General features: G+C 63.3%; 22 protein-coding genes. 9 read left to right on the forward strand and 13 right to left on the reverse strand.

From position 1 onward, the window contains the following. Position 1 precedes the first annotated feature (1 nt). The 3 genes from IWX85_RS06205 to rpsT all read left to right on the forward strand — a co-directional run bounded on the left by IWX85_RS06205 (position 2) and on the right by rpsT (position 1,981). Positions 2–562, forward strand: a complete 561-nt coding sequence (locus tag IWX85_RS06205) for a cytochrome b (RefSeq protein ID WP_231379577.1) — start codon at positions 2–4, stop codon at positions 560–562. Between the two features lie 39 nt (positions 563–601). Next, positions 602–1,549 (forward strand): beta-propeller fold lactonase family protein, encoded by a 948-nt coding sequence (locus IWX85_RS06210; protein ID WP_196869125.1) that lies wholly within the window; start codon positions 602–604, stop codon positions 1,547–1,549. A gap of 111 nt (positions 1,550–1,660) precedes the next feature. Beyond that, positions 1,661–1,981: a 30S ribosomal protein S20 gene (gene rpsT, locus IWX85_RS06215; protein WP_196869126.1), complete on the forward strand. Its 321-nt coding sequence runs from the start codon at positions 1,661–1,663 to the stop codon at positions 1,979–1,981. 138 nt (positions 1,982–2,119) lie between these two features. On the opposite strand, the gene IWX85_RS06220 is transcribed toward rpsT, so the two are convergent. Further along, positions 2,120–2,437: a DUF3579 domain-containing protein gene (locus IWX85_RS06220; RefSeq protein ID WP_036810102.1), complete on the reverse strand. Its 318-nt coding sequence runs from the start codon at positions 2,435–2,437 to the stop codon at positions 2,120–2,122. 241 nt (positions 2,438–2,678) lie between these two features. Between IWX85_RS06220 and IWX85_RS06225 the strand changes: the two genes are divergently transcribed. Together IWX85_RS06225 and argF are read left to right on the forward strand one after the other, a co-directional pair. After that, positions 2,679–3,893 carry an aspartate aminotransferase family protein gene (locus tag IWX85_RS06225; protein ID WP_036813554.1) on the forward strand — a complete coding sequence of 405 codons (1,215 nt, stop codon included), beginning with the start codon at positions 2,679–2,681 and terminating at the stop codon, positions 3,891–3,893. An 8-nt stretch (positions 3,894–3,901) separates the two neighbouring features. Continuing rightward, positions 3,902–4,831 (forward strand): ornithine carbamoyltransferase, encoded by a 930-nt coding sequence (argF, locus tag IWX85_RS06230; RefSeq protein ID WP_196869184.1) that lies wholly within the window; start codon positions 3,902–3,904, stop codon positions 4,829–4,831. A gap of 28 nt (positions 4,832–4,859) precedes the next feature. On the opposite strand, the gene IWX85_RS06235 is transcribed toward argF, so the two are convergent. The 5 genes from IWX85_RS06235 to IWX85_RS06255 form a co-directional block, all read right to left on the reverse strand. Further along, complete coding sequence (locus IWX85_RS06235) at positions 4,860–5,096, reverse strand: hypothetical protein (protein ID WP_196869127.1); 237 nt, start codon at positions 5,094–5,096, stop codon at positions 4,860–4,862. Between the two features lies 1 nt (position 5,097). Next, positions 5,098–6,987 carry a ferrous iron transporter B gene (locus tag IWX85_RS06240; RefSeq protein ID WP_196869128.1) on the reverse strand — a complete coding sequence of 630 codons (1,890 nt, stop codon included), beginning with the start codon at positions 6,985–6,987 and terminating at the stop codon, positions 5,098–5,100. Continuing rightward, positions 6,984–7,286: a FeoA family protein gene (locus IWX85_RS06245; RefSeq protein WP_196869129.1), complete on the reverse strand. Its 303-nt coding sequence runs from the start codon at positions 7,284–7,286 to the stop codon at positions 6,984–6,986. The genes IWX85_RS06240 and IWX85_RS06245 overlap by 4 nt, the downstream gene beginning before the upstream one ends. A gap of 174 nt (positions 7,287–7,460) precedes the next feature. Continuing rightward, positions 7,461–8,213: an SDR family oxidoreductase gene (locus IWX85_RS06250; RefSeq protein WP_196869130.1), complete on the reverse strand. Its 753-nt coding sequence runs from the start codon at positions 8,211–8,213 to the stop codon at positions 7,461–7,463. A 258-nt stretch (positions 8,214–8,471) separates the two neighbouring features. Continuing rightward, a complete protein-coding gene (locus IWX85_RS06255) occupies positions 8,472–9,212 on the reverse strand; it encodes a hypothetical protein (protein ID WP_196869131.1) in 741 nt (246 codons plus the stop codon). Between the two features lie 225 nt (positions 9,213–9,437). Between IWX85_RS06255 and kynB the strand changes: the two genes are divergently transcribed. The 3 genes from kynB to kynA are packed head-to-tail and all read left to right on the forward strand — an operon-like array spanning position 9,438 to position 12,259. Further along, the gene (kynB, locus tag IWX85_RS06260) at positions 9,438–10,109 is read left to right on the forward strand and encodes an arylformamidase (RefSeq protein WP_196869132.1); all 672 of its coding nucleotides are present in this window, start codon (positions 9,438–9,440) and stop codon (positions 10,107–10,109) included. A gap of 22 nt (positions 10,110–10,131) precedes the next feature. Next, entirely contained in the window at positions 10,132–11,409 is a 1,278-nt protein-coding gene (kynU, locus tag IWX85_RS06265; RefSeq protein WP_196869133.1) for a kynureninase, read from the forward strand. A 1-nt stretch (position 11,410) separates the two neighbouring features. Next, on the forward strand, positions 11,411–12,259 hold the full coding sequence (gene kynA / locus IWX85_RS06270) for a tryptophan 2,3-dioxygenase (RefSeq protein ID WP_196869134.1): 849 nt from the start codon (positions 11,411–11,413) through the stop codon (positions 12,257–12,259). Between the two features lie 31 nt (positions 12,260–12,290). On the opposite strand, the gene IWX85_RS06275 is transcribed toward kynA, so the two are convergent. The 3 genes from IWX85_RS06275 to IWX85_RS06285 form a co-directional block, all read right to left on the reverse strand. Next, complete coding sequence (locus IWX85_RS06275) at positions 12,291–13,313, reverse strand: glycosyltransferase family 2 protein (protein ID WP_196869135.1); 1,023 nt, start codon at positions 13,311–13,313, stop codon at positions 12,291–12,293. Positions 13,314–13,396: 83 nt separating this feature from the next. After that, positions 13,397–13,783, reverse strand: coding sequence for a hypothetical protein (locus IWX85_RS06280; RefSeq protein WP_196869136.1), 387 nt, complete (start codon positions 13,781–13,783; stop codon positions 13,397–13,399). A gap of 80 nt (positions 13,784–13,863) precedes the next feature. Next, the gene (locus IWX85_RS06285; protein ID WP_196869137.1) at positions 13,864–16,740 is read right to left on the reverse strand and encodes a DUF349 domain-containing protein; all 2,877 of its coding nucleotides are present in this window, start codon (positions 16,738–16,740) and stop codon (positions 13,864–13,866) included. Here IWX85_RS06285 and IWX85_RS06290 point away from each other — a divergent pair. Beyond that, on the forward strand, positions 16,709–17,167 hold the full coding sequence (locus IWX85_RS06290; RefSeq protein WP_196869138.1) for a hypothetical protein: 459 nt from the start codon (positions 16,709–16,711) through the stop codon (positions 17,165–17,167). The genes IWX85_RS06285 and IWX85_RS06290 overlap by 32 nt on opposite strands. Positions 17,168–17,325: 158 nt before the next feature. Here the strand turns inward: IWX85_RS06290 and IWX85_RS06295 are convergent, their stop codons facing one another. From IWX85_RS06295 to IWX85_RS06305, 4 genes are all read right to left on the reverse strand, one after another. Next, positions 17,326–17,832 (reverse strand): hypothetical protein, encoded by a 507-nt coding sequence (locus IWX85_RS06295; RefSeq protein ID WP_196869139.1) that lies wholly within the window; start codon positions 17,830–17,832, stop codon positions 17,326–17,328. Further along, positions 17,783–17,899, reverse strand: a complete 117-nt coding sequence (locus IWX85_RS20345) for a hypothetical protein (protein ID WP_370584230.1) — start codon at positions 17,897–17,899, stop codon at positions 17,783–17,785. Before IWX85_RS20345 ends, IWX85_RS06295 begins: the two co-directional genes overlap by 50 nt. Beyond that, on the reverse strand, positions 17,845–18,147 hold the full coding sequence (locus IWX85_RS06300; protein WP_370584232.1) for a hypothetical protein: 303 nt from the start codon (positions 18,145–18,147) through the stop codon (positions 17,845–17,847). Before IWX85_RS06300 ends, IWX85_RS20345 begins: the two co-directional genes overlap by 55 nt. 91 nt (positions 18,148–18,238) lie before the next feature. Then, complete coding sequence (locus IWX85_RS06305) at positions 18,239–18,622, reverse strand: hypothetical protein (protein WP_196869141.1); 384 nt, start codon at positions 18,620–18,622, stop codon at positions 18,239–18,241. Positions 18,623–18,639 lie beyond the last annotated feature (17 nt).

An 18,639-nucleotide genomic window follows, 5' to 3' on the forward strand; every position in this document is an offset into this window, starting at 1 on the left:
CATGGACATGGACATGGAAGCACGCTATACCCGCACGGCCATGTTGCTGCACTGGCTTGTCGCGCTACTGCTGCTGGGCCAGTTTGCCTTTGGGTGGTATCTGCAGGACATTGCGCGCGGCACTCCGGCGCGCGGCTATTTTGTCAACCTGCACAAGAGTTGCGGCCTGCTGATCGGATTGCTGATCCTGGTTCGGCTGGGCTGGCGCCTGTCGCATACACCGCCTGCGCTTCCAGACACCATTCCGACGTGGCAACAGCAAGCAGCGCTGGCAAGCCATTACCTGCTGTATGTCTTGATGCTGGTGATGCCGCTTTCCGGCTACATGGCTTCAAATTTCAGCCGATTCGGGATCAAATTCTTCAATGTCATCCAGTTCGCGCCCTGGGGCATCGACAGCAAGCTGGTGTACGGAATTTTCAACCAGACGCACATCGTCACATCGTGGCTGCTGCTGGCGCTGGTGACCGTGCATGTGCTTGCCGCGATCAAACACCTGCTGGTGGACCATGATTCCGTGTTTTCCCGCATGCTGCCACAGCGCTTGCCAGTTCGGCGATAAAGCACGGATTTTTCAACCTTTCACGTTCCGGAGTCGCTCATGAAGATTCGCCAGCACCTGGCAGGACTGACCGCAGCGGGGCTGCTGGTCTGGTCGGTGGCAATCAGCGCCGCGCCGTTTGCCTATGTGCCGAACGAAGGATCGGGCACGGTTTCGGTGATCGACACCGCCAGCGACGAAGTGGTCGCGACCATCCCGGCCGGCAAAAAACCGCGCGGGCTGGCCATCAGCGGCGACTGGCTCTATGTCAGCGACCAGCCGAACAACCGGCTGCAGGTGATCGACCTGAAAATGCGCGCCGCCGCCGGGACCATTGCACTTGGCGAGTCGCCCGAAGGGGTGTATGCGTCGCCCGATGGCCGCTGGATTGCCGCCGCCATCGAGGAAAGCAATGCCGTGGCCGTCACCGATACCCAGACCAACAAGGTGGCGTTCACGCTCCAGGTCAAAGGGCGAAATCCTGAACACGCGGTCTTCAGCCCTGACGGCACAAAACTGTTTGTCAGCGCAGAGGAAGGCGAAGCGGTAGACATCATTGACTTGGCAACGCGCGAGCAGGTGGCGCAGGTGACCGTGGGCGCGCGACCGCGCGGCATTGGATTTTTGCCCGATGGCAGCCGCGCCTACGTGGCCACCGAAAACAGCAACGAGGTCTATGTGATTGACACTGCTACCAGCAAGTTGGTCACGCACATCAAGGCAGGCCAGCGCTCGAACGGCATCAGCGTGCACCCCGACGGCAGCCGGGTCTATGTTTCCAATGGCGGCGAGGCCAGCGTGTCGGTGATCGACACGCGTGACAACCGCATTGTTGCCACCATTGCGGTGGGCCAGCGCCCCTGGAACATGGCCATCACGCCCGACGGGAAAAAGCTCTATGTCGCCAATGGCCGCTCCAACAGCGTCTCGGTTATTGACACCGTCCGGAATCTCCGACTTCGCGATATTGCCGTGGGCGCGCTCCCCTGGGGCGTCGTCATCAAGTAGTTGGGTGCAAGCAAACTGCGCAGCAGACCCAGACGAAATGCCCTCTATCGTATAATCGCGGGCTTTGCTGCATCATCCACAGACTCCTCCCAGGATTAAAGGAAATTTATTATGGCAACCGCCAAACCCAAGAAAAAGAACCCCCGTCTCGCCTCCGGCCGCAAGCGCGTCCGCCAGGACGTCAAACTCAATGCCGCGAACACCTCGCTGCGTTCCAAATACCGCACCGCTGTCAAGAACGTCGAAAAGGCCGTCCTGGCCGGCGACAAAGACAAAGCCAAGGACATGTTCGCCAAGGCGCAAAGCATTGTGGACACGATTTCCGACAAGGGCATCTTCCACAAGAACAAGGCAGCGCGCGACAAGAGCCGCCTGTCCGCCAAGGTCAAAGCCCTGGCCCTGAAGCCCGCCCCAGAAACCGCAACCGCCTGATCATTCAGGCAAATCGCCCGGACTGACCTTTTCAAAGAGCCAGTCTGCCGTTTTGTCGGGTGCGCTGCAGCCAAAGTAAAAAAACCGCCTTCGGGCGGTTTTTTTATGGGTGCAGAGATCAGTTGCCAGAAAAAAACGTCAGCGTTTTGGCACGTCGGGCAGCAAGCAAGCCTCGGCCATCTGCAGGTTGTTGTCCTTGGCGAAATTGAGTGCAAAATCCCAGGCCATCGGTTCGGCATCGCGCAGTTCGGCATTCACCACAACACATTTGATGCCGTTGACGACCGTGGGAACGCACCAGGGCGAATAGGTCAGATGGCTGCCTGGCCGTGGCCCGCCAGGGCGGAACTGGCTCATCACGCCGCACAGCCTGTCAGCCCAGTCGCTGGGGCGGAAGGTTTTGCCATCATGCGTAATGCCCTGGATAAAGACTTCTTTGGGGGAATTGGAGACCATCGGATGGAAGGTTTTTGCACGGGCCAGGGGCGAGGATAAACCCCATGCTGCGCCGCACAACAATTCTATCTTATATAAGACTCAGAACCCGTACCGACACTTGGCGCTGATTTCCCGAGGGTGCATGACAGTGATGCGACATCGTCAACAAGGCCTGTGAAGAGTGCGCCTAAAATCAATTTAAACGCGCTGATTCTTTGTCCCTGCCAACTTGCCGTTTGCCAATTTCCCGGAGTTTTCCATGACCGCCGCCCTTTCTGATCACATCGAAGCTGCCTCCCCGCATGTAATGAACACCTACGGCCGCTTGCCGATCGCCCTCTCGCATGGCCAGGGCTGCCGTGTCTGGGATGTCAACGGCAAGTCCTACCTTGATGCGTTGGGCGGTATTGCGGTCAACACGGTGGGCCACAACCATCCAAAACTGGTGGCCGCATTGCGCGACCAGGTCGGCAAGATCATCCACAGTTCCAACTACTACCATGTGCCGCTGCAGGAAACGCTGGCGGCCAAACTGGTGGAACTGTCGGGTCTTGAAAACGTTTTTTTCTGCTCGACCGGCCTGGAAGCGAACGAAGCCGCGCTCAAGCTGGCGCGCAAGTTCGGCCACGACAAGGGCATTGAGCGCCCCGAGATCGTGGTCTATGAAAAAGCCTTTCACGGCCGCAGCATCGCCACGCTGAGCGCCACCGGCAACCCGAAGGTGCAGGCCGGTTTTGGCCCGCTGGTGGAAGGCTTCATTCGCGTGCCGATCAACAACATCGACGAACTGAAAGCGGCCACAGAGGGCAACCCAAACGTGGTGGCGGTATTTTTTGAAGCCATCCAGGGCGAAGGCGGCGTGCACCCGATGGACAACGAATATTTGCAACAGGTGCGTGCCCTGTGCGACGAACGCGACTGGCTGCTGATGATCGACGAGGTGCAGTGCGGCATGGGGCGCACCGGCAAATGGTTTGCACACCAGTGGGCCGGCATCAAGCCCGATGTCATGCCGCTGGCCAAGGGTCTGGGCTCGGGCGTGCCCATTGGCGCAGTGGTCGCCGGCCCCAAGGCCGCGCATATCTTTGCGCCCGGCAACCATGGCACGACCTTTGGCGGCAATCCGCTGGCCATGCGGGCCGGCGTGGAAACCATCCGCATCATGGAAGAAGAAGGCCTGATGGCCAATGCGGTGATGGTGGGCAACCATTTGCGGACCGCGTTCACCCGGGAACTCGGCAGCTTGCCAGGCTTCAGGGAAATTCGCGGTCTTGGCCTGATGCTCGGCATTGAACTGACGAAACCCTGCGGCTTACTGGTTGGCCGCGCTGCCGAAAACGGCCTGCTGATCAGTGTTACCGCCGACACCGTGATCCGCCTGGTGCCTTCGCTCATCATGACCATGGCCGAGGCCGATGAAGTCGTGGCGATCCTGTGTCCGCTGATCAAGCAACTGCTGCAGGAAGGTGCATAACCATGAGCATGTCCGGTCCCCCTACACCGCTCAAGCATTACCTGCAGTTCAGCGACCTGAGCGCCGATGACTATGCCTACCTGTTCGAGCGGGCGGCCTTCATCAAGAAAAAGTTCAAGGCCTACGAAAGGCACCAGCCGCTGATCGACCGCACCCTGGTGATGATTTTCGAGAAAGCCTCGACCCGCACCCGCGTCAGCTTCGAGGCCGGCATGTACCAGCTGGGCGGCACGGTGGTGAACCTGACCACCGAAGGCAGCCAGCTGGGCCGCGCCGAGCCGATCGAGGACAGCGCCAAGGTCATCAGCCGCATGGTCGACCTGGTGATGATCCGCACCTTCGAGCAAACCAAGATCGAGCGTTTTGCCGAGCATTCGCGGGTGCCGGTCATCAATGGCCTGACCAACGAATTCCACCCCTGCCAGATCCTGGCAGACATCTTCACCTACATTGAACACCGGGGTTCCATCCAGGGCAAGACGGTGGCCTGGGTCGGCGACGGCAACAACATGGCCAACACCTGGCTGCAGGCCAGCGAAATCCTGGGCTTCAAGGTGCACCTGAGCACGCCCGGCGGCTACGAGGTGGACCAGTCGATCGCCGGCATCCGATCGAGTGAAAGCTACCAGGTCTTCAAGGACCCGATGCGGGCCTGCGCCGGCGCCGACCTGGTCACCACCGACGTCTGGACCAGCATGGGCTACGAGGCGGAAAACGAAGCCCGAAAAACAGCCTTTGCCGACTGGTGCGTGGACAGCGACATGATGCGCGCCGCCAAACCCGATGCGCTGTTCATGCACTGCCTGCCGGCGCACCGGGGCGAAGAAGTCGAAGCCGAGGTGATCGACGGCCCGCAATCGGTGGTCTGGGATGAGGCGGAGAATCGCATGCATGTGCAAAAAGCCCTGATGGAATTCTTGCTGCTCGGACGCCTGTAGCAACGCAATAGCGTTGAAAGTCCCGACGTTAACGATCCGGCTTCATCCACAGCGGCTGGCGTTGCCCTTCAGCGCCATCCGCTGCAGGGCGTTTTCCCGTCGTGGCGCAGCCGCCGCAACTGCTGCAAGCGCCGCAACCGGGTTTTTCACCCAGCTTTTTTTGTACCCGCCCGAGCCGTCGCCGCAGGCCGGCAGGCAGCCAGTACCACAGCGCATAGGCAGCGGCGAAAGCCACCATGACTCCGGCAATCCATTGCTGCAACATCTCAAGCACCTCCCCACCACAAAGTCAGTCGATAAGTGATCAAGCTGGCGCCATAGGCCAGTCCAAACATGTAGCCCGCCATGAAAAAGGCGTAGCGCCAGCTGTTGGTTTCGCGCCGCACCGTGACCAGGGTCGAAATGCATTGCGGCGCAAACACATACCAGACCAGCAGCGACAGGGCCGTGGCCAGCGACCAGCTGTGGGCAATCACCGGCCCCAATGCCGATGCCACGTCTTCACCCGTGGCCGACAGCGCATACACCGTTCCCAGCGCGCCGACGGCCACTTCGCGCGCGGCCAGGCCTGGCACCAGTGCAATCGCAATCTGCCAGTTAAAACCGATGGGCGCAAAAATCACCTGCAACGCGTGCCCCAGCCGTCCGGCCAGGCTGTACTGGATGGCCGGGCCGACAGCGCCCTCCGGCGGTGCCGGAAACGTGGACAAAAACCACAGGATCACCGTCAGTGCCAGGATGATGCCGCCGACGCGCTTGAGGAAAATCGCCGCTCGTTCTTGCAGCCCCATCGCCAGCTGGCGCAGGCTGGGCACACGGTAGGCAGGCAACTCCATGATCAGCGGCGTGGGCCGTGCATGGCCGCGCCAGAGCTTGAACACCGCTGCCACCGCCATGGCGCTGGCAATGCCGCCAACATACAGCGCAAACATGACCAGCCCCTGCAGGTTGAAGATGCCCGCCACTGTGCGTTCGGGAATGAAGGCGCCAATCAAGAGCGCATACACCGGCAGCCGTGCCGAGCAGGTCATCAGCGGCGCGATCATGATGGTTACCAGCCGGTCGCGCCAGTGGGTAATCGTGCGCGTCGCCATCACGCCGGGAATCGCGCAGGCAAAGCTCGACAGCAGCGGAATGAAGGAGCGGCCCGACAGTCCGACGCTGCCCATCATCCGGTCGAGCAGGAAGGCCGCGCGCGGCAGGTAGCCCGAATCCTCCAGCGCCAGGATGAACAGGAACAGGATCAGGATCTGCGGCAGGAACACCAGCACGCCGCCCGCGCCCGCCAGGATGCCGTCGGTCAGCAGGCTTTGCAGCACGCCTTCGGGCACATGACTTCGCAGCAGGCCGGACAGGCCATCGACGGCCGACTTGATCAGCGCCATCGGCAGCGTGGCCCAGCTGAACACGGCCTGGAACATCAGGAACAAGATCACGCACAGCAGCCCCATGCCCCACAGCGGATGCAGCACCACCCGGTCGATGAGGTCATTGGCATGCAGGCTGTCTGGGGGAGATTGCACCGCCAGGCGCATGATGCGGCGCACCTCCAGCTGGGTGTCCATGACCTGATCGAAGGTCGGCGCCTGCCAGGCGGCGGCGCTGTTGGCGTTCGCGCCCTGCCCCGGCCAGTCGTCCAAAAAATGCAACAGTTCGCGGGCGCCGTCGTGGTGCACGCCGACGGTTTCGACCACCGGTATGCCCAGTTCACGCGACAGCGCCTCGCGGTCGATCACGATGTTGGCACGCCGGGCGGCATCGCTCATGTTGAGCGCCAGCACCATCGGCAGCCCCAGTGCCCGCGCTTCCAGCACCAGCCGCAGGTTGAGCTGCAGGTTGGTCGCGTCGGCCACGCACACCAGCCGGTCCGGCAACGGCTCGCCGGGCCGCCGGCCGATGACGATGTCGCGGGTCACCGCCTCGTCGGCGCTCAGGGCGTTCAGGCTGTAGGCGCCGGGCAGATCAAGCACCATCACGCGCTGGCCCGAGGCGGTCAACGCCCGGCCTTCCTTGCGCTCGACGGTCACGCCGGCATAGTTCGCAACCTTCTGGCGGCTGCCCGTCAGCAGGTTGAACAGCGCGGTCTTGCCGCAGTTGGGATTGCCCAGCAGCGCCACCCGAAGCGGACCACCCATGGCAGTGCCAGCCGCTGTCATGCAGCGCAGCCAGCAACAGCGGCCAGCGGACCGACGCGAATCAGCGCGGCCTCATGGCTGCGCAGCGCAAACGTCGTGTGCCCTACCCGCACTGCCAGCGGGTCGTTGCCCGGAAAACCCCGCGCCATGACCTGCACCGGCTCGCCGGGCAGAAAGCCGATTTCCAGCAGGCGCAACAAGACTTCACGCTCTTCTGCATCGCCTGCCGGCATCAGCCTGAGCACCTGCGCGGGCAGCCGTCGTGGCAATTCGTCGAGTCCGATGTCTGCCGTACCAGAGGGGAAATGGGCCAAAGTCATGGTTGCCGCACTTTATTAAATGATAATTATTCTCATTGTAAGAGTGGCGAGCGCCGCAGCGTTGCGGGTCATCCTGAATCACCTTGATCCAGATCATCTTGCCAGACCGCAGCACCCGCTTACTTGCGCTGTGCAGCCGTCAAGGATGTTTGGTGAAATGCTTTGCCGGCAGCATCAGCCCCGGCCGACAAACGGCATTTTCGTCGCCATGATGGTCATGAAGGGGATGTTGGTGGACAGCGGCAGTGCGGCCATGTGCACTACCGCATTTGCCACTTCGCTCGCGTCCATCATCGGCTCGATGGCGATTTCGCCATTGGCCTGTGGAACGCCGGTCGCCATGCGCGCGGACAACTCGGTCAGGGCGTTGCCGATGTCGATCTGCCCGCAGGCGATGTTGTACTTTCGCCCGTCGAGCGAAATCGTCCTGGTCAGGCCGGTGATGGCATGCTTGGTCGCCGTATAGGGCGCCGAGTTTGGCCGGGGCGCATGGGCCGAGATCGAGCCGTTGTTGATGATGCGGCCGCCCTGCGGCAGCTGGTCCTTCATCAGCCGGAAGGCGCCTTGCGCGCACAAGAATGAGCCGGTCAGGTTGATATTGACGACGTTTTGCCACTGGTCATAGCTCAGGTCTTCAAAGCTGGCGCGTGGTGAATTGACGCCGGCGTTGTTGAACAGCACGTCGAGGCGGCCAAACTTTTGCTTGATGGTCGCAAACAGGGCATCGACCGACGCGGGCAGGCTCACATCGGTGGCCACCGGCAAGGCGCGGTCGCTGCCCGACGCCGCCGCCGCCTCGTTGAGCGGCTCGATGCGACGCCCGGCCAGCACCACGTGATAGCCTTCGCGCAGCAGCGCCAGCGCCACCGCCCTGCCGATGCCGGTGCCAGCGCCGGTCACCAGGGCCACTTTTTCATTCGATGTCATGGGATGCCTTTGTTGTGTATGGGTCAATGTATAACGACGCAGCCCGGTGGCCGTGCAAATGGCGATTCTCGCCCATTGTTGCCAAAATCATGAACCCCGCGAACCAGCCCATGGCAGTCAAACGCCAGACAACTTGAAGGCTCTGCGACAACCGCTCAATAAAATAAACGCTCCGCGCAGCTTTCCAAGATCTATGGCCTGTGAGATATACCCGCCATCAGGTCAAGGGCCGAAACTGACAATTTTTTGGTCTGCCGCTTAATCAGCTCGCCGCCAGCGACCGGAAGCTGGACACACCTCGGCCCGTGCGCCGTTCAGCCAGACCTGCTCCTCATCCATCAGCAGCGAAGACGCTGTACCGATGTCGAAGTCAATCCCGAGTGCGTGCGCCACATCGGCTTGCTCGATGGGCAATTCCCAGGTCAGAAATACCTGCGTGCAGTCACGGCCGGGCGGGAAATCGGCCGCGTCAAAGCCGCTGCTGTCGCGCGCAATGACCGCATGCGGCTGGCCGGTGTCGAAGATCACCGCCGTTCCCCGGGTCAGGGGAATCCGATGGCCGCTTGACGGGAAATGCAGGTCCAGGCCCTTGTCGTCGCTCAAAAAAAGATTGCAAAATGCAGCGCCGCCGTACTGCGCACCGTCATGGTGGTACCGTGCGCCCCGGCAGGCCATCAGGGCGACGTCACAGGTGGCCAACAGGTCAGGCAAACCAGGCATGGCCGTCCAGTCGGACACCGCTTGTACCCACTGCCGGTAGTCTGGCCAACGCGCCCGGGCGCGCGGCAATGGCAAGGTCTCGACGTCTCCGGGGGCCAGGCCCAGGCGCAGCGATATGTCCCTGTCCCAGTCGGCCACCAGCCTTACAGGGAGCACAGGCACATCAAGCATGCCTGACAGCACAACGCTGCTGACGCTTCGGCCACGAATGGCCTCGCCGCTCCAGAAATAGGAAACAGGCCGGTGCTGCAGCAAAAGCGGCTCAGAAGGGTGGATCATCCAGACCAGTGTAGTCACGACGCTATAGCAGGCAAGCAGGCTTGGCGCAGGAGCGGGTCAAAACGCGGGTCAAGAAAGCCCCCTTTTTTTTCAACCCCATCGCCGGCTTGCTGCTTCACCGATGCCATGCAACTGCCCGCCCCACAGCCGTGTCAGGACGGATTTCCCGAAATCAGTTGGAAATAACCGACACCACGGTTTTTTCTTAAGTGCTACCTTTGCCGCATGACGCAACCCGCTTCCCCTTTTGCAGCCGCTGCTGCCCCCGCCAGGCGCCTGAAACTCTGGGACATCTCGCCTGTGGTGGACGAGCGCTCCGATGTCTTTCCCGGCGACACCGCCTATTCGCAACACGTGCATTTTTCGCTCTCGCCCGTTTGCCCGGTCAACGTCAGCCGCATCACGCTGTCGCCGCACACTGGCGCGCATGCGGATGCGCCGCTGCACTACGCCAGCGGCGCATCGGCGATTGGCGCGGTCGATCTGCAGCCTTACCTCGGGCCGTGCCGCGTCATCCATTGCCTGGACAGCGGCCCGCTGGTCGAGCCCGCGCACCTTGCTCACGCGCTTGAAAACCTGCCCGCCCGCGTTCTGCTGCGCACCGCGCGCGCTGCCAGCCAGTCATGGGCATCATTTACTGCCTTGTCGCCCGCCACGCTTGCGCTGCTAGCTAGCAAAAACATAGCACTGGTCGGCATCGACACGCCCAGCGTCGATCCGGCCACCAGCCAGCACCTGCCCTGCCACCAGCTGCTGCTGGAGCGCGGCCTGCGGGTGCTGGAAAACCTGGTCCTTGACGACGTGCCCGAAGGCGACTATGAACTCATCGCCCTGCCGCTCAAGCTGATGCAGGCCGACGCCTCGCCGGTGCGCGCCATCCTGCGCGAACTGCCCTGAAAACCCGGAAAGACCTCGCGCCATGACCCCCACCCTGCAAGACTGCCGCGCCCTGGATGCGCAAGACCCGCTGCGCGCGCTGCGCCAGCAGTTCACCCTGCCCGAAGGCTTGATTTACCTCGACGGCAATTCGCTCGGCGTGCTGCCTGCCAACACCGCCGCCCGCGTGGCCGAGGCGGTGACCCAGGAATGGGGCCAGGGCCTGATCCGCTCCTGGAACAGCGCCGGCTGGTTCGATGCGCCACAGCGCCTGGGCGACAAGATTGCACGACTGGTGGGCGCCGCGCCCGGCGAGGTCGTGGCCACCGACAGCACCTCGGTCAACCTCTACAAGGTGCTGAGCGCCGCGCTCAACATCGCCCGGGAGGATGCGCCCGGCCGCAGGGTGCTGGTCAGCGAACGCAGCAACTTTCCGACCGACCTCTACATCGCCGAGTCGCTGTGCCGGGAACGCGGCTTGCGCCTGCTGCTGGTCGAGCCCGAGGACATGGCCGGTGCCCTGACAGCCGAAGTCGCCGTGCTGATGCTGACGCATGTGAACTACCGTACTGGCGCGATGCACGACATGGCGGCCCTGACAAACGCCGCGCACGCAGCCGGCATCCTCGCCGTCTGGGACCTGGCGCACAGCGCCGGCGCCGTGCCGGTGGACCTGAGCGGGGCGCAGGCCGACTTCGCCGTGGGCTGCGGCTACAAATACCTGAACGGCGGCCCCGGCGCGCCCGCCTTTGCCTGGGCACATCCACAGCACGCCAGCCGCTTCTGGCAGCCACTGGCCGGCTGGTGGGGCCATGCCGCGCCCTTCGAGTTCACACCCGACTACCGCCCGGCCCCCGGCATCACGCGCTTTTTGTGCGGCACGCAGCCGATCCTCAGCCTGACGGCGCTCGACTGCGGGCTGGACACCGTGCTGGCGGCCGAACCGCTGGGCGGCATGCCAGCCCTGCGCGCCAAGTCGCTGGCGCTGAGCGACCTGTTCATCACGCTGGTCGAAGCGCGCTGCGCGGGCCACGGCCTCGGGCTGGCGACGCCGCGCGACCCGGCGCAGCGCGGCTCGCAGGTCTGTCTGACGCGCCCCGAAGGCGCCTATGCCATCGTGCAGGCGCTGATTGCCCGGGGCGTGATCGGCGACTTCCGGGCCGGTGACGGCAACCGGCACCTGGACATCCTGCGCTTTGGCTTGACACCGCTGTACATCGGCTTTGCAGACGTGTGGCAGGCGGTCGAGCATTTGCGGCAAGTGCTGGAAACCGGCGAATGGCAGCAAGCCCGGTTCAACCAGAAGCAGGCGGTGACCTGACATGAACCCAGCTGCCCAACCCGCCGACATTGTTCGCGAAGAAAAAGCGCAGCTCGACTTCAGCCGAAGCATGAGCTATGGCGACTATTTGCACCTGGACGCCATCCTCGGCGCGCAGCAGCCGCTGTCGCCGGCGCATGACGAGATGCTGTTCATCATCCAGCACCAGACCAGCGAACTCTGGATGAAGCTGATGCTGCACGAGCTGCATGCGGCGATTGCCAATGTGGCACAGGACGAACTCGGCAGCGCCTTCAAGAAGCTGGCCCGTGTCAGCCGCATCATGGAGCAGCTGGTGCACGCCTGGGACGTGCTGGCCACCATGACGCCGCCCGAATACAGCGCCATTCGCCCCTACCTGGCCCATTCCAGCGGTTTTCAGAGCGCGCAATACCGCTGCATCGAGTTTGCGCTAGGCAACAAGAACGCCGCCATGCTCAAGCCCCATGCCCACCGGCCCGACCTGCTGGCGCTGGTTCAAACTGCTTTTGAAGCGCCTTCGCTGTACGACGAAGCGCTGCGCCTCCTGGCCCGGCGCGGCCTGCCGGTGCCCGCCAGCCATACCGGGCGCGACTGGACCCAGGCTTACCAGGAAAACGATGCGGTGCAAAGCGCCTGGCTGACGGTGTACCGCGACCCGAAGCAGTATTGGGACCTGTACCAGCTGGGCGAGGAACTGACCGACCTGGAGGACGCCTTCAGGCTCTGGCGCTTTCGCCATGTCACCACGGTCGAGCGCGTCATCGGCTTCAAGCGCGGTACCGGCGGGACCGGCGGCGTGCGTTATTTGCGCAAGATGCTGGACATGGTGCTGTTTCCGGAAATCTGGAAGCTGCGCACCGATTTGTAGCCGCCCCTGCTGCAGAATCTTCAGGCACTGCTCAGCCAGAGGCCACTTGATCGGCCACTACAGCCGCCGTTGCAGCAGATGCAGCAGTTACAGCGGCGGCGGCTGTCGCCAGCCCCATCCCTCGTTGCGCAGACAGCGCCGGCTTTTGCAAAATCAGCTGCAGCTTGCCAGTGGCCCAGCCAAAACTCCATATCCACTCGGCCAGCAAGGCCTTTCCCTGGGGCCGCCGCAAGGCCCGCGACAGCAAGGCCTTGGCGCCTGAAGGCAGCGACCGCACGATTGAAAACAGATGCCGGGGCAGGCTGAGCCGGCCCATCGCCGTTCGATAGTGATGGTGCAGGCGGGTGGTGTCGCGCCCCCAGCTCTGCCCCTGGCGAAACCGCGCCATGAGCGCCGACTTTTCCCGGTAGTGAACCAGCGCTTCGGGTTCAAAGTGCAGTGCATAGCCGGCCAGTTGCGCCCGCCAGCAATATTCCCCGTCGTGAACGATAGGAAAATCAACATTCAGCGGACCCAGCTTTTCATAAATCGAGCGACTCAGGCCAAAACCACAGGCGCTTGCCGAGAAAAAATGCGGGGCCACCGGCATGCGAAAAAGCCCCGCGGACTGGTAGCCCTCGCCATGCGGCGGATGCAGCCAGTCGGCGTTCAGCTTGCGGTGGTCCAGCCGCGCCAGTACAAAGTCATGCACCGTCAGGGCACGGCCCATGGCAGCAAGCCAGCCTGGCGCGACTTCATCGTCGGCCTCGCAAAAGACAAACGCATTGCCGGTGGCGGCCTGGATGCCCGTGTTGTAGGAATGCGGCACGCCCAGCCGGGGCGTGCCGGGCACATGCGCCTCGACGATTTTCAGCACGGGAAACCGCGCCCGGTAGGCCTCGACCATGGCCATCGAATCATCGGTCGAGCCGTTGTTGACGACGATCAGTTCCCAGCCGCCCGGCCAGTCCTGGACGGTGAGCGCTTCAAGCTGGACTGCAAGGGTAGCTGCGCCGTTGAAGCATGGAAGGATGACACTCAATTTCCGGGCATCGGGTATTGGTCTGTTGTGCATGCTGTAGCGCTTATGGTTGGGTATTCACTGAATTATTGAATCCCGAAACCCTTTTAACAATATGACGCGTTAGCCCGTTTGACCTATTCCCCAAGGGCCGAAACAAGCCAGGCATTTCCACGCCAAAGGCATTCAGACGCCAGCGTCCATCCGGATTCAGGGCCGGGGTTCACGGATGACATGACCAGCTCAAATTTCAAGAATAAAAAGCGCTTTGCGCACGCCTGATATACGCAATCAGCTATGTATTCAATAGCGTTTTTCACCGCGGCGGGCTGCAGGTTTAGCGCCATCAGTCGCTTGAAGAGGTCTTCTTTCGTGTCCACATCAATACGGCGTGTCGTGGCGCCTCGTTGTCGTTCTGCAGCACCGGCGGCGGCTTTGCGCCTGATCCCGAATTGATTGAGCCAACGAACAAGCCGGACCGCCGGGACTTCATTGTTGAAAAAGTCCCGGCGGCCCGGCTTCATGGCGCGGGAAGAAATGACGGCTGCACAGCGCAGCCGTTGAAGCCCGATTGACGCGGTCGCGCCCAACCCGGCTTACCCGTTCAGCGCTTGAGCAAGGCCTTGAGGGCGTTCTGCAGGCGTCGGGCATTGCCGGCGTCGAACTCGGCGGCCAGCACCCTGGCGGTGTCTTCGCCCCAGGTCTCGGCCGGCGCTGGCGCATTGCGGCGGGTCAGCAACTGCAGTTGCAGCATGCGGCGCGCGCTGATGTGCTCGGCCGGCGTTGGCAGTTCGGCAGCCATTTCCAGGCGCAGCAACGATTCGGCGGCATCTTTTCCGGCCGGGGCGCCCAGCGCTTTCACCCAGCTGATGCGCACCGCAGGCGCGACCTGCTTGCCCAGTTCCTGCGCGGCGGGCAGTTGCTCGGGGTCGCGCTTTTCCCACGCGGTCAGCAGGTGGGTCAGCACTTCGCCGTGCGCCTGCATGGCGAGCTTTTTCAGCGCATGGTTGGCGGCCTCGAAAGCCTCGCGCTGGGCGCGGAAGGCGGCATCGCCCAGGCGCGGACCGCGATCTTCGAAGGCCGGACGCTCGCTGCGTTCGCTGAAACGCTCGGTGCGTTCGGGACGGTAAGGCTCGAACTTGTTGTCGGTGCTCTGGCGCGGGCCGCTGGGCTTGCCGCCCGGACGCGCGTCCTTGCGGTCGCCGAACTTGCCGCCACGGCCAGCAGGACCGGCGGGTTCGGCCTTGCGCATGCCGGGACGGTCGTCACCGCGCATGGCGACGACAGGCTTGGCGGCAGGCTTCGGCGCGGGCACAGGTTCGGCAGGCTCGGTGGCGGGCTGTGCGGATTCGGAAAAATCGTCCTCAATGGCTTCAGCGGTCGGGTTGCCGTCGGCATCGACGGCGGGCTCAATTGCTATGCTTTCCGTAGCTGCATCGCCTTGTGCACCCTGCGCAGAAGGGTTATTTTGTTCAGAATCCAATGGCTTCACGCCGCTGGCGGCAGCGTCGGCCACGTCGGCAGCGGTCTTGGCATCGGCTGCGGCGGCGGCTACCTGTCCGCGCACGGCGGCCTCCAGCGCCTTGGCGGCAGCATGGATTTTTTGCGCATCGCCGCTGGCAGTCGCCAGTTCGACGGCCTTGGCGGCATCCAGCACGTAGCGGTCGTGTTCGCCCAGCGCGGAAGCAGCTTTTTCGCGCTCGACAGTCTTGCGCTGGAAGGCGTCGTCAATCGGCTTGCGGAAGGCGTCCCACAACTTTTGTTCCTGCTTGCGCTCGATCGGCACGCTTTGCGCTTCATGCTGCCAGCGCTGCTGCAGCGACTTGACGGCATCGATGCGCAGCTGTGGCTCGGCGCCCAGCGCTTGCGCTTCCTCAATCATGGCCCGGCGGCGCGCCAGGCTGGCGCCTCGGGCGGCGGTCAGGCCGGCATCGGCCTGGTCCATGGCGGCTTTCCACAGCGGCTGGACTTCGGCAAATGCCTTGTCACCCAGGTGGCCGGCTTCGCGCCATTTTTCAACAAAGCCGTTCAGGCTGCGAATGTGCATCTTCCAGTCGCTGTTGTCCTTGTGGGCTTCAGCCCAGACCAGCACTTCGTCGATCAGCGCCTGGCGCTGGGCCTTGTGCGCTTCGGCCTGTTCCTTGACCTTTTCCAGCCAGGCTTCGACGACCTTGTGCGCTTCGTTGCAGGCGTCGTCAAAACGCTTCCACAGCGCATGGTTGGGTGTGCCGCCCTGGTCGCTGGTTTTCCACTGCTCGCGCATGTGGCGCAGCGCGTCCTGCTGCTTGCGGCCGCCCAGCGGCTTGACGAGCAGCGCCTCGGCCTTGACAACCAGTTCCTCGCGGATCTGGTCGGCACGCCAGCGCTGCCAGCCTTCCAGTTCGCCAGCGGCGGTCAGCGCGGCATGCGCGGCGGCCTCCAGCTTGCTGTCGATGTTGCGGATGTTGTCCTTCAGCGCCTGGCGCAGTTCGGCGGCGACCTTGGGCGTGGACTTGCCGTGGCCTTCGGTGACTTCATGCTCCAGCCTGGCAAGTGCCTGCTGCACAAAAGCGGACGACTTGGCGCGCAGGTCGTTCAGCGCGGCCGGGTCCATCCGCGTCTTGGGCGCGCGGGCCGGCTGGCCGGTGTCGGCAGCCCCCTGCTGTTCGGATTTCGAGGTCGGCAGGCCGCGCGCAGCGCGCAGCTCGTCGGCCCAGACCGGCACGGCCGGCAGTGGCGCGGCACTGTCCTCGGCGGCTTTCATGGCCACGGCCAGGGCGCTTTGAAAAGCTTCCCAGACGGCCAGCAGCTGGCCGCGCGAGGCATCGAGCAGCGGCGGGAACTTGGCATCGACGCTGGCCCAGTTGGCGTCCTGCGCCAGTTCGTCGGCCTGTGCCTGCCAGTGCGCCACGTCGGTGCGCAGCGTGTCGAGCACGGCCACGGCATCGCGCCACGGCTTGATCGACAGCACTTCGATGCGCTGGGCAATCAGCACGGCGGCTTCGCGCTGCACCTGGGTGCGGTGCTGCAGGTCTTCAATCGTCTTGACGCGCTCGGCCAGTTGCACCTTCAGGCCGGCCAGCGGCTCCTTGGACAGCGGCGCGCCGGCCTTGGCGGCGTCGCGCTGCCAGGCCAGGGCATTGGCCAGGTTGAGCTTGGGCAACGCCAGCAGCGCCTGGGCTTTTTCAGCCCATTCGACGGCCACGGCTTCCTGGCCCTTGCTGCGCCGGGCTTCATCGAGCTTTTCCTTCAGCGGCTTGGCCGCGCCCTTGTCGCGGTTGGCCAGGTCCTTGTACACCTCGGCCATCTGCTCGACGCTGGGGTCGGTGGCCAGCCACTGGCGAATGCGGGAAGCCCGCTCGCCCGATGTGGAGGCAGAAAAAGCGCCGCCCGTCAGGCCGTCCAGCGGATGGGCTTCGGCGGCTTTGGCGGTACCGGATTTCACGGCAGCGGCCAGCGTGGTGTCGGCTTTGGAAGATTTGGACAAGGGAAAGCGCAGCATAGTTGACAATCGTTTCGGAAAAAAAGCCGCCAGCAACAGCACCTGCGCCACGCATTCAAAGCCCCCGACGGGCGTGCCTGCCGGCAGCGTCAAGAGTCAGGGGGCGAAGAACAGGAAGTTCTGTCAGCGAAGAAAAATTTGGTTTGTGGCTTGCAAGGCCTGGCTACCTACAGCTTTAGACATTAAAGCAATCCGCGTATTTTCGCTGTTTTTACGGCATTGCCAAATTAAGTTCGGCATGCGATGCCCATTTGGCGTCTGGCCGTACGGCGCGGGCAGCGCCCAGGAACAGCCTGACGGGCGGAAAATCACGAGAAACCAGGCAATCCTTGAGCGCCTGGCCGCGCCTGACAGCCAGCTGGCGCAGGCCCTCGCCGCTGACCGGAATGCCGCAAACCAGCAGCTTTCCATCTCGCCGACCCGCTGAATGTTTACCAGGCCGACCAGGTTGGGCGGCTCGCTTTGCCGGTATAACGCCTTGAGTAGCGCCGGGTATTGGTCCGGGCTGAAGCTGGGGAGTTCGGTCGCTGCGGCGCCCTGCCGGGCCTGCTGGCGACGCTTTGGGGCGCACGCTCGCTCGGCCAGCTACTCGCGCTGAAAGGCGTCGCGCTTGGCGTCCAGACTGTCGATTCCAACCGCCGTCAGCTGCTGTGCCGGGCGATCAGCCAGCGCCTTGGGAATGACATTCAGAATCACCGTGATGATGACCAGGCCGATGCTGAACTGCGGGTGATTGAGCGAACCGCCATTGACATCCACCCTACCCACCTGAATGCGCCAAGGTTGGTCGAAAGCTGCTGCAGTCTGCTTTTCTGCATCATTTTGGCCTGTTGCGCTTGCTGGACCTGCACTTGCAGCTACGCTTTTTGTAGTACCCGGCTGGCTGACCGACAGCCGGTTGCGCCACGCTGTCCGGTCGCGCGCCACCGACAGCGTGGGCACGCTCAGCGCCACTGCCGACAGCTTGACCCGCCGCTGCAGCGGTCGCACATCGTCCAGCGCAAGGTGCAGGCGGTCAAAAGCCAGCAGCTCGGGACCGGCGTCAGGGGAGTTGCCCGGCCTCCAGCAGACTGATCTTTTCAGCCGTGACACTTGCGGAAATCGTCACGGCCGGTGCGAGATTTTGCTCGAAACCGAGCTTGAGTTCGACCTGCAGCACAGCGCTTTGCAACCGGAACGGCAGGCTGTCGGGCCAGTACGCCGATAGGGCTGCAAATCAAGATCAGGCAGCTGGAGCGTCGTCTCGGTCTGACGCATCGGCGCAAACGGCGTGGCCACGGCCGCCGTGTCAAACCGGCTGCCGTTGCGCACGGAACCCAGCCGGTGCGCTGTCTTGATCTCGCGCTGCGAGGGCAGATTAATCAGGAATGGCACCGCAACATGCAGGTCCCTCAGGGCATGCGTCATGTGGACCGATTCATCCACAACGCCCAGCCGGCCGCCGTTTGGCACCAGTTTGTAAAGTGCAAACCGCCCGCCGCTGCCAGCCGGTTGCGATTCAGCCGTTTTGAACCGCGCCAGGATGTCGTCGATGTCCTGGCGGCCCTGGCCGAAATAGGTCAGAGAGCGCCGGTTCCTCGAGCCTCAGTGCATCTGTCACAGGCGCCAGCCGCAGCAGCGACGCCAGTTCCGCATCTATATAGTGGCGCCGGATTTTCAGCTGGGGAACGGCCTGTGGCGAAGCCGGCCGGAGAGTGTCCGGATCGACCTCGGTGACCGCCAGGTCATGAAGCGTCAGGTCCAGCGACCAAGGCCTGAAATCCACTGAACCGACACTCACATGGCACGCAAGTTTTTCAGAACCCCGGCGTTCGAGCCTCGACGTGACGATCAGCGGAGCGACGGTACAAGCCACCGCCCGAACCAACAGCCCGATGCCCATGGACCAGGCCGCACATT

It is taken from the genome of Polaromonas sp. CG_9.11, assembly GCF_015752225.1.
Lineage (GTDB): Bacteria > Pseudomonadota > Gammaproteobacteria > Burkholderiales > Burkholderiaceae_C > Polaromonas.